The 15,111-nt window shown below is 72.8% G+C and carries 12 protein-coding genes; all 12 read left to right on the top strand.

Annotated features, from left to right (window positions below; genetic code table 11):
* Window positions 1-250: 250 nt before the first annotated feature.
* The 12 genes from ACFVFR_RS04035 to rplS all read left to right on the top strand — a co-directional run bounded on the left by ACFVFR_RS04035 (window position 251) and on the right by rplS (window position 15,060).
* Window positions 251-1,750 (top strand): hypothetical protein, encoded by a 1,500-nt coding sequence (locus ACFVFR_RS04035; RefSeq protein ID WP_383697870.1) that lies wholly within the window; start codon window positions 251-253, stop codon window positions 1,748-1,750.
* 274 nt (window positions 1,751-2,024) lie between these two features.
* Complete coding sequence (locus ACFVFR_RS04030; RefSeq protein ID WP_383697868.1) at window positions 2,025-3,326, top strand: ammonium transporter; 1,302 nt, start codon at window positions 2,025-2,027, stop codon at window positions 3,324-3,326.
* Complete coding sequence (locus ACFVFR_RS04025; RefSeq protein WP_383697866.1) at window positions 3,323-3,661, top strand: P-II family nitrogen regulator; 339 nt, start codon at window positions 3,323-3,325, stop codon at window positions 3,659-3,661. Before ACFVFR_RS04030 ends, ACFVFR_RS04025 begins: the two co-directional genes overlap by 4 nt.
* A gap of 930 nt (window positions 3,662-4,591) precedes the next feature.
* Window positions 4,592-7,183 (top strand): [protein-PII] uridylyltransferase, encoded by a 2,592-nt coding sequence (locus tag ACFVFR_RS04020; protein ID WP_383698057.1) that lies wholly within the window; start codon window positions 4,592-4,594, stop codon window positions 7,181-7,183.
* Between the two features lie 529 nt (window positions 7,184-7,712).
* Window positions 7,713-9,287 (top strand): signal recognition particle protein, encoded by a 1,575-nt coding sequence (gene ffh, locus ACFVFR_RS04015; RefSeq protein WP_383697864.1) that lies wholly within the window; start codon window positions 7,713-7,715, stop codon window positions 9,285-9,287.
* A gap of 391 nt (window positions 9,288-9,678) precedes the next feature.
* Complete coding sequence (gene proS / locus ACFVFR_RS04010) at window positions 9,679-11,091, top strand: proline--tRNA ligase (RefSeq protein WP_383697862.1); 1,413 nt, start codon at window positions 9,679-9,681, stop codon at window positions 11,089-11,091.
* A 404-nt stretch (window positions 11,092-11,495) separates the two neighbouring features.
* Window positions 11,496-12,086 (top strand): hypothetical protein, encoded by a 591-nt coding sequence (locus ACFVFR_RS04005; RefSeq protein ID WP_383698056.1) that lies wholly within the window; start codon window positions 11,496-11,498, stop codon window positions 12,084-12,086.
* A 155-nt stretch (window positions 12,087-12,241) separates the two neighbouring features.
* A complete protein-coding gene (gene rpsP, locus ACFVFR_RS04000; protein WP_383697860.1) occupies window positions 12,242-12,685 on the top strand; it encodes a 30S ribosomal protein S16 in 444 nt (147 codons plus the stop codon).
* 2 nt (window positions 12,686-12,687) lie between these two features.
* On the top strand, window positions 12,688-12,927 hold the full coding sequence (locus ACFVFR_RS03995) for an RNA-binding protein (protein ID WP_176164356.1): 240 nt from the start codon (window positions 12,688-12,690) through the stop codon (window positions 12,925-12,927).
* 292 nt (window positions 12,928-13,219) lie between these two features.
* The gene (rimM, locus tag ACFVFR_RS03990) at window positions 13,220-13,762 is read left to right on the top strand and encodes a ribosome maturation factor RimM (RefSeq protein ID WP_383697858.1); all 543 of its coding nucleotides are present in this window, start codon (window positions 13,220-13,222) and stop codon (window positions 13,760-13,762) included.
* Entirely contained in the window at window positions 13,762-14,583 is an 822-nt protein-coding gene (trmD, locus tag ACFVFR_RS03985; RefSeq protein WP_383697857.1) for a tRNA (guanosine(37)-N1)-methyltransferase TrmD, read from the top strand. The genes rimM and trmD overlap by 1 nt, the downstream gene beginning before the upstream one ends.
* Before the next feature lie 129 nt (window positions 14,584-14,712).
* A complete protein-coding gene (rplS, locus tag ACFVFR_RS03980) occupies window positions 14,713-15,060 on the top strand; it encodes a 50S ribosomal protein L19 (RefSeq protein ID WP_383697855.1) in 348 nt (115 codons plus the stop codon).
* Window positions 15,061-15,111: the final 51 nt, after the last annotated feature.

Genomic DNA, 15,111 nt, shown 5'->3' with positions numbered 1-15,111 from the left:
GTTCGTCGTGGGTCAAGTCGACTGGCCCACGGTTGTGTTGGCGCGCCGTACGGCGGCACCCCCGGTCACGGACGCGACGGCGAGCGCCCCGCACCCCGCCCCCTGCGCGAAAGGCGCTCGGCGGAGTGTGATACGGAGGCGCTAGCCAGGGTGAGCGTCAGGGGCTGGCGCGGACGGCGAGGGCCCGGCGACGATGGTGCGGTCGCGGCCGGGTGAACGATGAAGTGACTCTCGAAGTGGGGGCGTTCCAGTGGGCGGCAACTGCGGAAGCGCTGAGAAGCGACCCAACGAGCAGCTGGGTTCGTGGTTTCTCCGCAGTGGCTGGTCCAAGGGGGAGTTGGCCCGACAGGTGAACCGTAGGGCGCGTCAGCTCGGCGCCCACCACATCAGCACCGACACCTCGCGCGTACGGCGGTGGCTCGACGGCGAGCAGCCGCGTGAGCCGATCCCGCGCATCCTCTCCGAGCTGCTGTCCGAGCGGTTCGGCTGCGTGGTCAGCGTCGAGGACCTGGGCCTGCGGGCCCACCACCAGGCGCCCTCCGTATCCGGCGTGGACCTGCCCTGGACGGGGCCGCAGACGGTCCAGCTGATCAGCGAGTTCTCCCGCAGCGACCTGATGCTGGCGCGGCGCGGCTTCCTCGGCACCTCGCTCGCCCTGGCGGCCGGGCCCGCGCTCGTGGAGCCCATGCAACGCTGGCTGGTGCCCGCGCCCGGCGGTGTGGCCCCCCCGGTGCCCGGTGAGGGGCGCCGGGCGGAACAGGCGGGCCGTGCGCGGCTGTCGGGGCCGGAGCTGGACATGCTGGAGTCGACCACGCGCATGTTCCGCCAGTGGGACGCCCAGTGCGGCGGCGGGCTGCGCCGCAAGGCGGTCGTGGGGCAACTGCACGAGGTGACCGACCTGTTGCAGGAGCCGCAGCCAGAGCTCATCGGGAAGCGCCTGTTCCGCGCCGCCGGCGAACTCGCGGAACTCGCCGGCTGGATGAGCTACGACATCGGCCTGCACCCCACCGCGCAGAAGTACTTCGTGCTGGCGCTGCACGCCGCCCGGGAGGCCGGGGACCGCGCGCTGGGCGCGTACGTGCTCTCCAGCATGAGCCGCCAGATGATCCACCTGGGGCGCCCGGAGGACGCGTTAGAGCTGATCCATCTCGCGCAGTACGGGGGGCGCGAGTCGGCCACCGCGCGCACTCAGGCGATGCTGTACTCGATGGAGGCCCGGGCGTACGCGAACATGGGTCAGCCGAACAAGAGCCACCGGGCCGTGAAGATGGCGGAGGAGACCTTCGCCGACTGCGGCCCGGGCGACGGTGACCCCGACTGGATTCGCTTCTTCTCCGAGGCAGAGCTGCACGCGGAGAACGCCCACTCCTACCGCGATCTCGCGTACGTGGCGGGGCGCAGCCCGACATACGCGCACCTGGCCCAGCCCTCGATGCTCAGGGCCGTGGAGCTGTTCGGCCAGGAGGTCAGCCGGAACCAGCCCGGACACCAGCGCTCGTACGTGCTCAACCTCATCGGCATGGCCACCGTTCACCTGCTCCAGCGTGAACCGGAGCAGTGCACCGTGCTGGCCGAGCGCGCCTTACACGCGGCCCAGAAGGTGCGCTCCGAGCGAGTGAACAACCGGTTGCGCAAGACCGTCGACAACGCCGTGCGCGAGTACGGGCACCTGGCCGAGGTCGCCTACCTCGCCAGCGAACTCACCCGCCTGTTGCCGGACCCGATGGAGCCCGCGCAGGCCGCGGTCTGACACGACCCGCCCCGTAGCCCCGCCACCCGCGGGTGGTCCCGCGCGGGCCCTACGGGGCGGGCGGGGGAACGGGGCACGGTGCGCCGCACGGCGGCCCGCCCCATGGCGTTCACCCGCGCGTAACACCACCGCACCGTTCTTCACCACGGTGAAACACCGCGCGGCACCGGTCGAAACGGCGCCGCGGCAACCTCGTGGCCACATCGGCTCTCCGGGCCGATCCCGCTCGAACCCGCCTCGTCACCGGGGCGGCCGCGACGAGGAGACGTCGACATTGAACGGCGCAGACACCGCATTCGTACTGATCAGTGCCGCACTGGTGATGGTGATGACCCCCGGCCTCGCGTTCTTCTACGGCGGCATGGTGCGGGTCAAGAGCGCGCTCAACATGCTCATGATGTCGTTCATCTCGATGGGCATCGTGAGCGTGCTGTGGGTCCTGTACGGCTACGCGCTGGCCTTCGGAGACGACACGGGCCGAGGGCTGATCGGCGACCTCGACCACGTCGGGCTCGGCGGCGTGGACGCCGCGACGCTGACGGGCGGCCGGGAGGGCATCCCCGTCTTCGCCTTCGCCCTGTTCCAGCTGATGTTCGCGGCGCTCGCCCCCGCGCTGATGAGCGGGGCGCTGGCCGACCGGGTGAAGTTCAGCGCCTGGGCCGTGTACGTCACCCTGTGGGTGAGCCTGGTCTACTTCCCCGTCGCGCACTGGGTGTGGCAGGCGGACGGCTGGCTGTTCCGACTGGAGGTCATCGACTTCGCCGGCGGCACGGCGGTGCACATCAACGCCGGCGTCGGGGCGCTGGCCGCGGTGCTCGTCGTCGGCAAGCGGATCGGCTTCCGCCGCGACCCGATGCGCCCACACAGCCTGCCGCTGGTGATGCTGGGCGTGGCGCTGCTGTGGTTCGGCTGGTTCGGCTTCAACGCGGGCTCCGCGCTCGCCGCGAACGGCACGGCCGCCACCATGGCCCTGAACACGCAGGTCGCCACCGGCGCCGCGATGCTCGGCTGGTTGGCGTACGAGCGCGTACGGCACGGCGCGTTCACCACCCTGGGCGCCGCCTCCGGCGCCGTCGCGGGACTGGTCGCCATCACCCCGGCGGGGGCCCACGTGGACGCGATGGGCGCGCTGCTGGTCGGCGTCGTCGCGGGCTCCGTCTGCTCCTGGGCGGTGAGCCTGAAGTACCGGCTGGGCTTCGACGACTCGCTCGACGTGGTCGGCGTGCACCTCGTCGGCGGGCTGGTGGGCACGCTCCTGGTCGGGCTGCTCGCCCGCGACGGTGTCGGCGGGCTCACCCAGTTGGGCAAGCAGGCCACCGGCGCGTTCGCCGTGCTCGCCTTCTCCTTCGTCGCCTCGTGGCTGCTGGCCAAACTCGTGGACGCCGCCATGGGCTTCAGGGCCACACAGGACGACGAAGTCGGCGGCGTGGACCAGGCGTTCCACGCGGAGACGGCCTACGACCTCGGCCCCGTCGCCGTCACGCACCCCCACCGCACCACGGTGCCCGCCGACTCCGACACCCGACCCGACGCCGCCACGGTGCTGCGGCCGAACGACGCGAAGGTGGACGCGTGAAGCTCGTCACCGCGGTCGTCAAGCCCCACCGGCTGGACGAGATCAGGGAGGCCCTCCAGGCGTTCGGCGTCCAGGGCCTGACGGTGACCGAGGCCAGCGGGTACGGACGCCAACGGGGCCACACCGAGGTGTACCGGGGCGCCGAGTACACCCTGGACCTGGTACCGAAGGCGCGCGTCGAGGTCCTCGTGGCGGACGCCGACGCGGCGGCGCTGATCGAGGTCGTCGTGGAGGCCGCCCGCACGGGCACGATCGGCGACGGCAAGGTGTGGAGCGTCCCGGTGGAGACGGCCGTCCGCGTACGCACCGGCGAACGCGGCCCGGACGCCCTGTAGGACCGTGGCGCCAGGCGGAACCCGCGCCGGGCCCCCGCCCCTTTCGCAGGCAGCCCACGGCGCCGTGACCGGCCGCGCGCCGGGACGGGGCCGACACGTCACCCGGACCCGCCCCGTACACCGGTCGCGGCCGATGGAGCGACGTCCAGGAGCGGCGCGGCCACCCGCCACCACCCCGGAACGGAGCCCGAGTTGACCGAACGTCCGACCACGGAGCCGGCAGCGCCGGCCGCCCCCGACCTGGACGGTCACGCGGCCGCCCGCCTCCGCCTCCTCCAGCGGCACGGGCAACCCGGCCAGCGACACCGGACCAGGCTGTCCGACCTCACGGATGCCTGGCTGGCCTCCCTCCTGACCCGGGCGACCCGGCCCGCGCCCCACGCCGACGCCACACCCCGACGACCAGCCCGGTACGAACGGGGTCGCGCACCACGCACCGACACCCGGAGCGACGACGGGCCCGACGCCGGAATGACGGGGCCGCCGAGCGAGGAGGCCGGGGCACGGGGCGTGGGCGACGGCGTGCACCGTACGGGGCGGCAGGTGGAGCCCCACGGGGTGCGGGCCACGCGGCGCTCCCCCGCTCCGTACGGGGCCCGGGGCACCGAGGAACACGGAGCACGCGGCGACGCGCGGTGGACGGAGCACGGGGCACGGGGCGCCGGAGAGCCGTGGGACACGGCGGAGCGGGGCGCGGGGCCGGAGGGGCGAGCCACGGGGCGGACGGAGCAGGCGACGCGAGGCGCGGAAGGGGCGAGCCACCAGGCGCCACACGTGCAGCGGACGGGGCACGGTCCACGGAGCGTGGGGCACGACGGGCGCGCCGCCGCGCCACCCGGGTACCGCGACCCCACCGAACTGTCAGCCGTACGCCCCGGGGCCACCGCCCCGTCGCCACACCTCGCGGCAACCGCGCCGCCCGCCGGGCCCGTGCCGGCGTACGCTCGACGGCCGGCGACAGTGCGCGGCGTGGCGCTCGTCGCGGTCGGAGGGTACGGACGCGGCGAACTCTCCCCGCGCAGCGACCTGGAGGTGGTGCTCCTGCACGACGGCCACCTCGACGCCCCGGCGCTCGCCCACCTCGCCGACCAGATCTGGTACCCGATCTGGGACGCGGGCCTGCCCCTCGACCACTCCGTACGCACCCTCGCGGAGGCGCGCACGGCCGCGGCGCGCGACCTCAGGGCGCACCTCGCTCTGCTCGACGCGCGCCACGTCGCGGGCGACGCCGCGCTGACGGCGCGGCTGCGCTCCGTCGCCCTCGCCGACTGGCGCGCCAGCGCGCGGCAACTACTGCCCCAACTCCACGAGCTGTGCCAGGAGCGGGCACGGCGCCATGGCGAACTGCGGTTCCTGCTGGAGCCGGACCTCAGGGAGGCCCACGGTGGCCTGCGCGACGTCACGGCGTTACGAGCCGTCGCCGCGTCCTGGCTCGCGGACGCTCCCCGCCCCGGACTTGAGCGGGCGTGCCACCGGCTGCTCGACGTACGGGACACGCTGCACCTGGTCACCGGGCGGGCCACGGCGCGGCTGGCGCTCCAGGACCAGGGCCCCGTGGCGGCACGCCTCGACCTGCCGAACGCCGACGCCCTCCTGCGCCAGGTCTACGCATCGGCCGGGACGATCGCGTACGCCGCCGACGTCACCTGGCGCGAGGTCGAACGCGTACTGCGGACCCACGGGGCCGGCCCTCGGCGACGTGGGCGGCCTCGTGGCACGGGGCACGGCACGCACGCGACGGGGCACGGAGCCCGCTCAGCGGACGGTGCGCGGACGACACCGCTCGCGGAGGGAGTGGTCGAGTACGAGGGCGAGGCCGTCCTGGCCCGCGCCGCCCGTCCCGACCGCGATCCGGTGCTGCCCCTGCGGGCCGCCGCCGCAGCCGCCCAGGCGGGGTTGCGCCTGCCTCCCCACACGGCGCGCCGGCTGGCCGACGCGAAGCCCCTTCCCACGCCGTGGCCCCCCGAGGCGCGCGAGCGTCTGGTCGCCCTGCTCGGGGCCGGCGAGGCCCTGGTACCGGTGTGGGAGGCACTGGAGGCGGAAGGGCTGATCAGTCAGCTGTTGCCGGACTGGGAGCGGGTACGGTGCCGTCCACAGCGCCATCCGGCGCACCGCTGGACGGTCGACCGCCACCTGATCGAGACTGCGGCGCACGCCAGCGCGCTCGGTCATCGCGTCAGTCGCCCCGACCTGTTGCTGTTCGCCGCCCTGCTCCACGACATCGGCAAGGGCTGGCCCGGCGACCACTCCGTGGCGGGGGAGACCATCGCCCGCGACACGGCTGCGCGTATCGGCCTGGGCGCATCCGACGCCGCCACCCTCGCCACGCTCGTACGCCACCGTCTGCTGCTCGTCGAGACGGCCACCCGGCGTGACCTCGACGACCCCGCCACGGTGCGGTCCGTCGCCCGGGCCGTCAGCAGCCGTCCCACCCTGGAACTCCTGCACGCGCTGACGGAAGCCGCCGCGACCGCCACCGGGCCCGCCGCGTGGAGCGCCTGGCGCGCCTCGCTGGTGGCCGATCTGGTGCGCCGTGTCACGGCCTACCTCGCGGGCGAACACACCGCGCCCCGTGTCACGGCACAACCCCCGCCCGCCGAACAGGAGCGGCTCGCTGTACAAGCCTGGCACACCGGCGAACCCGCGCTCGCCCTACACCGCCCTACGGGGCCACACCCGGCCGCCACGGCACGCCCGCACGCCGGAGCGGAGCCGGTCGGTGACGTCCTTCCGCTGGCGGCCCAGGCTCGCGCACCACAGGAGGCCGTGGGCCTCGAGCTCCTCATCGCCGCACCCGCCGGACCCGACACCCTGGCTGTCGTCGCCGGAGTGCTCGCCCTCCACGGCCTGACCGTGCGCTCCGCCGCCCTCCGCGCCGTGCCGCCCCCGCCGACCTCGGGAGAGGGCCCTGCGAGGAGGGGGGAGGGGCGGGAGACGGGCCCGGCGGGCGGAGCGGCCACCGGACGACTCGCAGCACGGGCGACCTCACCGCACCGGATACCAGCCGCCCTGGTCACCACCCCTCGGCTACGGCGTGGCTGGAGCAGGCGGGCCACCCCGGCCGGGCGGGGCCCGACCGCGAACGCGCGGCCAGCCGCCGTATCGCTCCTGACCTGGCGAGTCGCCGTCGCCTACGGAGCCCCTCCCCAGGCCGAGCGGCTGCGCCACGACCTGATCCGCGCTCTCCACGGCACACTGGACATCGCCACGAAGCTCGCGGAGCGCGAGAACGCGTACCCGCCCCGCCGTGGCGCCCTCGCGCCTTCGCCGCGCGTGACCGTGGTGCCCGACGCCTCGCCGCTGGCGACGGTGCTCGAAGTCCGGGCTCAGGACGCGCCGGGGCTGCTGCACCGCGTCAGCCGCGCGCTGGAGTGCGCGGTGGTGACCCTGCGCAGCGCCCACATCGACACGTTGGGCGCCCATGCGGTGGACACCTTCTACGTCACCGACACCGCCGGGGCTCCGTTGTCGGCGGCACGGGCCGCGAGCCTGGCACGAACGCTGGAGCGTGCCCTGCGCTGAGCCCGAGCCGCACGGGCCAGTCGCCCTGCGCACGCCGGCGGCGAGCGACGCGCACGGCGGGGCGGTACACGTACCGACGGAGCACGGGGCACGGGGCACGGGGGCACGGAGCACGGGGCGGTGTTGCGGTGGGTACGGGGCGGTGATCCTGCTTGGGGGCACGGGGCACGGGGCACGGGGCACGGGGCACGGGGCGGCGGCCCCGTGGGGGTGCGGGGCGGTGAATCCCGCACGAGGCACGGGAGGCACCGGGCGAGGGCCCGTCTGCTTGGGCGCGGCGGGCGGGTCGACGTTCGCTCCGCGGATGAGGCACTGTGGGCACGGTGGCCCTCGTGAAGCGTCCGACCGGCGCTTCGGGCGCCAGCGCGTGACCTGTCGGACGGGACGCCGAACGCGGCGCCCGAGTGGCCGCTCCCGTCGAGGCCGCGGGAGGTGACCGTGGACAGCGGGGCAGACCACGCCGGACCGGGCGGATACCCTTGGGGGTCAACCGCCGAATCGACTTCGACAAGAAGGACTCGCGACCGCCGTGTTCGATACCCTCTCCGACCGCCTCGCAGCGACGTTCAAGAACCTCCGGGGCAAGGGGCGCCTGTCCGAGGCGGACATCGACGCCACGGCGCGCGAGATCCGTATCGCCCTGCTCGAGGCGGACGTCGCCCTGCCCGTCGTCCGTGCGTTCATCAAGCAGGTCAAGGAGCGGGCGCTCGGCGTCGAGGTCTCCCAGGCGCTGAACCCCGCCCAGCAGGTCATCAAGATCGTCAACGAGGAGCTGGTCGGCATCCTCGGCGGCGAGACCCGCCGCCTGCGTTTCGCCAAGACCGCGCCCACCGTCATCATGCTGGCCGGCCTGCAGGGCGCCGGTAAGACCACCCTCGCCGGCAAGCTCGGCCGGTGGCTGAAGACCCAGGGCCACGCGCCGCTGCTCGTCGCATGTGACCTCCAGCGCCCCAACGCCGTCAACCAGCTCTCGGTCGTCGCCGAGCGCGCCGGTGTCGCGATCTACGCGCCCGAGCCGGGTAACGGTGTGGGTGACCCGGTGCGGGTCGCCGAGGACTCCATCGCGTTCGCCAAGTCCAAGCAGTACGACGTGGTCATCGTCGACACGGCGGGACGTCTCGGCATCGACCAGGAGTTGATGCGCCAGGCGGCGGACATCCGGGACGCGGTGCGCCCGGACGAGGTGCTCTTCGTCGTCGACGCGATGATCGGCCAGGACGCGGTGAACACCGCGGAGGCGTTCCGGGACGGCGTCGGGTTCGACGGTGTCGTGCTCTCCAAGCTCGACGGCGACGCCCGTGGTGGCGCCGCGCTGTCCATCGCGCACGTCACCGGCCGACAGATCATGTTCGCCTCCAACGGCGAGAAGCTGGACGAGTTCGACGCGTTCCACCCGGACCGCATGGCGTCCCGCATCCTCGGCATGGGCGACATGCTGAGCCTCATCGAGAAGGCCGAGCAGACCTTCAGCCAGGCCGAGGCCGAGAAGATGGCGGCCAAGCTGGCGAAGGGCCCCAAGGAGTTCACGCTCGACGACTTCCTGGCGCAGATGGAGCAGGTCCGCAAGATGGGCTCCATCTCGAAGCTGCTCGGCATGTTGCCGGGCATGGGGCAGATCAAGGACCAGATCAACAACCTGGACGAGAAGGACGTCGACCGCACGGCCGCGATCATCAAGTCGATGACCCCGGCCGAGCGGCAGGAGCCGACGATCATCAACGGCTCGCGCCGCGCCCGCATCGCGCGCGGTTCCGGCGTTGACGTGAGCGCGGTCAAGAACCTCGTCGAGCGCTTCTTCGAGGCGCGCAAGATGATGTCGAAGATGGCCCAGGGCGGCGGCATGCCGGGCATGCCCGGGATGCCTGGCATGGGCGGTGGCCAGCGGAAGAAGGGTAAGCCGCAGAAGAAGGCCAAGGGCAAGCAGCGCAGCGGCAACCCCATGAAGCGCAAGGCCGATGAGGCCGCCGCGGCCGAGCGTCGAGCCGCCGGCGCCGGCGCGGGCGCCGCGCAGGGCGACACGTTCGGCCTGCCGGGCGCGGGTAAGGACGCGAGCTCGTTCGAGCTGCCCAAGGAGTTCCGCGACATGCTGCCGCCCCAGCAGTAGCAGGAACCCGCACGACAGGCGGCAGGGCCGCCCGCGCCGTGGCCCCGCGTAGACGCGGCGCCACGGCGCTGTCGCGCCCGGACGGGCGTACCGTTCTCGCCCTCTGTCCCGCAGCCCTCCCGCACACCCCGTGCCCCCGCGTCGCCAGCGAGACAATCTCGCCCCGTGCCCCGTGCCCCGTGCCCCGTGCCCCGTGCCCCGTGCCCCGTGCCCCGTGCCCCGTGCCCCGTGCCCCGTGCCCCGTGCCCCGTGCCCCGTGCGGCGGGGCGTACGGAGCCTGGGGCGGTGGGCCTGCCGGGGCGACATCCCGCCGCACGCGTCGAGCCGTCCCGGTGCGGGGGGCGGGGCCGCGATTCACGTTCCGCGCTACTCGCCCCGTACGATCTGCGCCATGGCAAAGGCTCCCGTACTCACGCCCCAGGCGGACGACTTCCCGCGCTGGTACCAGGATCTGATCAACAAGGCCGAGCTGGCCGACAACGGCCCCGTGCGCGGCACCATGGTCATCCGACCGTACGGGTACGGGCTCTGGGAGCGGATGCAGCGGGAGCTGGACGACCGGATCAAGGCGGCGGGCGCCGCCAACGCGTACTTCCCCCTGTTCATCCCGCAGTCGTACCTGACCCGCGAAGCCGAGCACGTCGAGGGGTTCGCGCCGGAGCTCGCGGTCGTCACGCACGGTGGCGGCAAGGAGCTCGACGAGCCGGTCGTGGTGCGCCCCACGTCCGAGACGATCATCAACGAGTACTTCTCGAAGTGGGTGCAGAGTTACCGTGACCTGCCGCTGCTGATCAACCAGTGGGCCAACGTGGTCCGCTGGGAGATGCGCCCGCGGGTGTTCCTGCGGACCTCGGAGTTCCTCTGGCAGGAGGGGCACACGGCGCACGCCACGTACGAGGACGCCCGGGAGTACGCCGCACGCATCCACCGCGACGTGTACGCCGACTTCATGGTGAACGTCCTGGGCATCGACGTGGTGCTGGGGCGCAAGACCGCCAAGGAGCGGTTCGCCGGGGCGATCAACACCCTCACCCTTGAGGGCATGATGGGCGACGGCAAGGCGTTGCAGCTCGGCACCAGCCACGAGCTCGGCCAGAACTTCGCCAAGGCGTTCAACACCCAGTACCTCTCGGCCGACGGCGGTCGGGAGCTGGTCTGGCAGACCTCCTGGGGCGTTTCGACCCGCATGGTCGGTGGCCTGATCATGTCGCACGGTGACGACAGCGGACTGCGCGTGCCGCCGAGGCTCGCGCCCGTGCAGGCCGTCGTGTTGGCGATCAAGGGCGAGGAGTCCGTCGCCGCCGTGCGCGCGCTGGGCGACAGGCTGACCGCCGCCGGCATCCGGGTCCAGGTCGACGACCGGGTGGACATTCCCTTCGGGCGGCGCGCCGTGGACTGGGAGCTTAAGGGCGTACCGGTGCGGATCGAGATCGGTCCGCGCGACCTCGAGAACGGCACCGCCATGCTCGCCCGGCGCATCCCCGGGGGCAAGGAGCCGGTTCGCGCCGAGACGCTGCCCGAGACGCTGCCGGCGATCCTCGAAGCCGATCAGGCACTCCTGCTCCAGCAGTCCCGCGAGCGCCGTGAGGCCCGTACCACGGAGGCGGCCACCCTCGACGAGGCGGCGCAGGCCGCGACGGCGGGTGGCTGGGCGCGCATCCCGTGGGCCGACCTCGGCCCCGAGGGTGAGGCCAAACTGGCTGAACAGGCTGTGTCCGTACGGTGTTTGATCGCCGAGGATGGTTCGGTGCCGGACGCGGACGACGCTCCCGGTACGGTCGCCATCGTCGCCCGCGCGTACTGAGGCGGGCCCCTCGACGAGGGGGATCGATCGGTGCGGGTTCCACGTCCGGGTTCCGGTCACGCCGCCCACGCGGCGCGACCGGAGGACGCCATGGCCCGCGGCGACGGGGCGGCACGCGGGGCCGCGAGGGCCATGGTGCACGGCGCGCGGTGACGGACGGGGCCAGGGCGGTGCGCCACGCGGCGCACGGAGCGGGCGCACGGTGCTGGCCGGGGTGCGGGCCCGGTTCGGACGCTGGGGCGTACGCACCGGTACGTACCGGCTTGACGCGCACCGCGCCGCTCCTCCGCAGATCTGCGCACCCGCCCTCGTCAGGAGGCATCAGCGTGAACCGACTGGTACGTGCAAATTATTTGGGATGCCCGGAATCGGAACACCCGGACGCCACCGCTCGTTGTCACGACGTGAGCACGACACCACCTGTTCTCGCCGCGGAGCTGGCGCTGGCGTGGGCCGACATTCAACGGCACCACCCCGAGCTGCCGGATCTCGCCGCGCCCGAATCCCTGATCGGAGAGTCGTCGTCAGCCTGTGGCCACGAGCTCTCATTCGAACGGCTGCTGCACGAGGCCGTGCACGGGATTGCCGCAGCCCGCGGTATCCGTGACACGTCGCGCGCCGGTCGCTACCACAACCGTCGATTCCTGGCGATCGCCGAGGAGTTGGGTCTCGACCACGCCGAGGAGCCGCACCCGAGCAGCGGCTTCTCGCTGGTCACCCTGAACCCGGAGGCGAGAAAGCGCTATCGCCCGACCATCGAGCGGCTGCAGCGCGCCCTGAAGGCGCACACCGTGGCGACCGCCTCCGACACCGCCCGCAGCTTCCGTGGCCCGGCCGCGCGGCACGGGTCGTCCGGCGGCGGGGTGCGGGTCAAGGCGGTGTGCGACTGCGGGCGCAACGTGAGAGTCGTCCCGTCGGTGCTGGCCCAGGCGCCGATCATGTGTGGTGGATGCGGGAAGCCCTTCCGTATCCCCGAGGTGGTCGCGGTCGGCTGACCTGCCACGGTGTGGCACAATAGCGAGCTGTACTCGACAGTCGAACAGGACCCCTCTCTCCTCCGGCTGACGCGTCCATCGGGCACTCGAGTACCGCAACCCCACGCGGCACCTCGTAGTGCTCAACCACGTCAAGACCAGGAGACACCACTCCCGTGGCAGTCAAGATCAAGCTGAAGCGTCTGGGCAAGATCCGCGCGCCTCACTACCGCATCATCGTCGCCGACTCCCGTACCCGCCGTGACGGCCGGGCCATCGAGGAGATCGGCCTGTACCACCCGGTGCAGAACCCCTCGCGCATCGAGGTCGACTCGGAGCGCGTGCAGTACTGGCTGGGTGTCGGCGCGCAGCCGACCGAGCCGGTCGCGGCCATCCTCAAGGTCACCGGTGACTGGCAGAAGTTCAAGGGCCTGCCGGCCCCGGAGCCGATGAAGGTCGCCGAGCCGAAGGCCGACAAGAGCGCGCTGTTCGAGGCCGCCGCCAAGGACGCCGGTGACGAGCCGAAGGGTGAGGCGATCACCCCGAAGGCGAAGAAGGCCGACAAGAAGTCGGACGAGGCGGCCCCGGCCGCTGAGTCCACCGAGTCGACCGAGGCCTGAGGATGCTCGAGGAAGCCCTCGAGCACCTGGTCAAGGGCATCGTCGACAACCCCGACGACGTGCAGGTCGCCTCGCGCGTCCTGCGCCGCGGGCGCGTTCTTGAGGTGCGGGTACACCCCGACGACCTCGGCAAGGTGATCGGCCGCAACGGCCGCACCGCGCGCGCTCTGCGCACCGTCGTGGGCGCCATTGGCGGCCGAGGCATCCGGGTCGACCTCGTCGACGTGGATCAGGTTCGCTGAAGAGCGAGTGAGCACCGGCACGGGCCGGGGACGGCTATCTGCCGTCCCCGGCCCGTGCCGCGTTCGGCGTTACCGTGAGGTAGGCGGTCGGCCTCGTCCGGCGTCCCCGTGCCCCGTCCGACGGGTTCCGTGGCCCGCGCGCTCGGCTCGCCGAGCCGCGCTCGCCACGCGTACGGGGCGCCAGAGCGAGGCTCCGTGCCCTGTCCGGCCCTCGGAGCCCGGCCCGCTCCCCGTCCTTTCGATCCACACCCACCCCGCGTAGCTCGCGCGGCGGCAGAGAAGGAAACGCATCGTGCAGTTGGTAGTCGCGCGCGTCGGCCGCGCCCACGGCATCAAGGGCGAGGTCACGGTCGAGGTACGGACCGACGAGCCGGAACTGCGGCTCGCGCCCGGCTCCGTACTGGCCACGGAGCCCGCCGCGGTAGGGCCGCTGACGATCGAGACGGGCCGCGTCCACAGTGGCCGCCTGCTGCTGCGCTTCGCCGGCGTCAGCGGCCGGACGGGTGCCGAGGCGCTCCGCAACGTCCTGCTGATCGCCGAGGTCGACCCGGAGGAGGTCCCCGAGGACCCCGAGGAGTTCTACGACCACCAGCTCGTCGACCTGGACGTGGTGACCGTGGAGGGAGTTCTCGTCGGCCGCATCGCGGAGATCTCCCACCTGCCTCACCACGACCTGCTCATCGTGAGGCGCCCCGACGGCGGCGAGGTGATGGTGCCGTTCGTCACCGAGATCGTTCCGGAGATCGACCTTACGGAGCAGCGGGCGATCATCGATCCGCCGCCGGGACTGCTGGATGACGCGGACGAGTCCGTACGGGGCGGAGACGGCGCCTGATGCGGCTCGACGTCATCACGATCTTTCCGGAGTACCTGGAGCCGCTCAACGTCTCGCTGGTCGGCAAGGCGCGTGCCCGTGGCCAGCTCGACGTACGCGTACACGACCTGCGGCAGTGGGCGCACGACCGGCACAACACGGTGGACGACACCCCGTACGGCGGCGGGCCGGGCATGGTCATGAAGCCCGAGCCCTGGGGCGAGGCCCTGGACGCGGTGCTCGACTCCGGGACGGAGCGGGACGGGGCCGGCCCCGTCCTGGTCGTACCGACACCCAGCGGGCGGCCCTTCACCCAGGCCCTCGCGACGGAGCTTTCCGAGCGGCCGTGGCTGGTTTTCACCCCCGCTCGCTACGAGGGCATCGACCGGCGCGTCATCGACGAGTACGACGAGCGCCTCGACGTCTACGAGGTGTCCATCGGCGACTACGTGCTCGCCGGCGGCGAGGCGGCCGTGCTGGTGATCACCGAGGCGGTCGCCCGACTGCTGCCGGGTGTGCTCGGCAACGCCGAATCGCACCGTGACGACTCCTTCGCGCCCGGCGCCATGGCCGACCTGCTGGAAGGCCCCGTCTACACCAAGCCGCCCCAGTGGCGGGAGCGCGGCATCCCCGACGTCCTGGTCAGCGGACACCACGGGAAGATCGCCCGGTGGCGCAGGGACGAGGCGTTCCGGCGTACCGCCCGTCACCGCCCCGACCTCATCGAGCGCTGCGACCCCGCGGCGTTCGACAAGGGCGACCGCGCCATCCTGGCCGCACTGGGCTGGCAGGAGCGCGCGGACGGCCGATTTGGGCCGCCGGGCCCGGCCGTGGAAGAATAGGCCGCTGTTGTCCACCTAGCGTGCGCCCCTGCCACAGGGGGAACGACGCCGCCGGCCAGCGACAACACTCATCGATCATTCCAACATCCCGTTGATGACCTGTGGCATCAGCGAAGAAAGCAGACGGTCATGCACCTTCTCGACAACGTCGACGCCGCGTCGCTGCGCACCGACGTCCCGGCCTTCCGCCCCGGCGACACGGTCAACGTCCACGTCCGCGTCATCGAGGGCAACCGCTCTCGTGTGCAGCAGTTCAAGGGCGTCGTCATCCGTCGCCAGGGCTCCGGCGTGCGCGAGACCTTCACCGTCCGCAAGGTCAGCTTCAGCGTCGGCGTCGAGCGCACCTTCCCCGTGCACACCCCGATCGTCGAGAAGATCGAGCTCGTGACCCGCGGTGACGTCCGCCGTGCGAAGCTCTACTACCTCCGTGACCTCCGTGGCAAGGCCGCGAAGATCAAGGAGAAGCGCGACAACTGAGCCGGGCGGGTGCCGGGCGGTCACAGGTTGGCCGGATAGGCTCTGGGCCCG

Source organism: Streptomyces sp. NPDC057702 (assembly GCF_042799315.1).
GTDB lineage: Bacteria > Actinomycetota > Actinomycetes > Streptomycetales > Streptomycetaceae > Streptomyces.
Note: the sequence above shows the minus strand (reverse complement) of the source record. Positions and strands in the feature narration are given on the sequence as shown.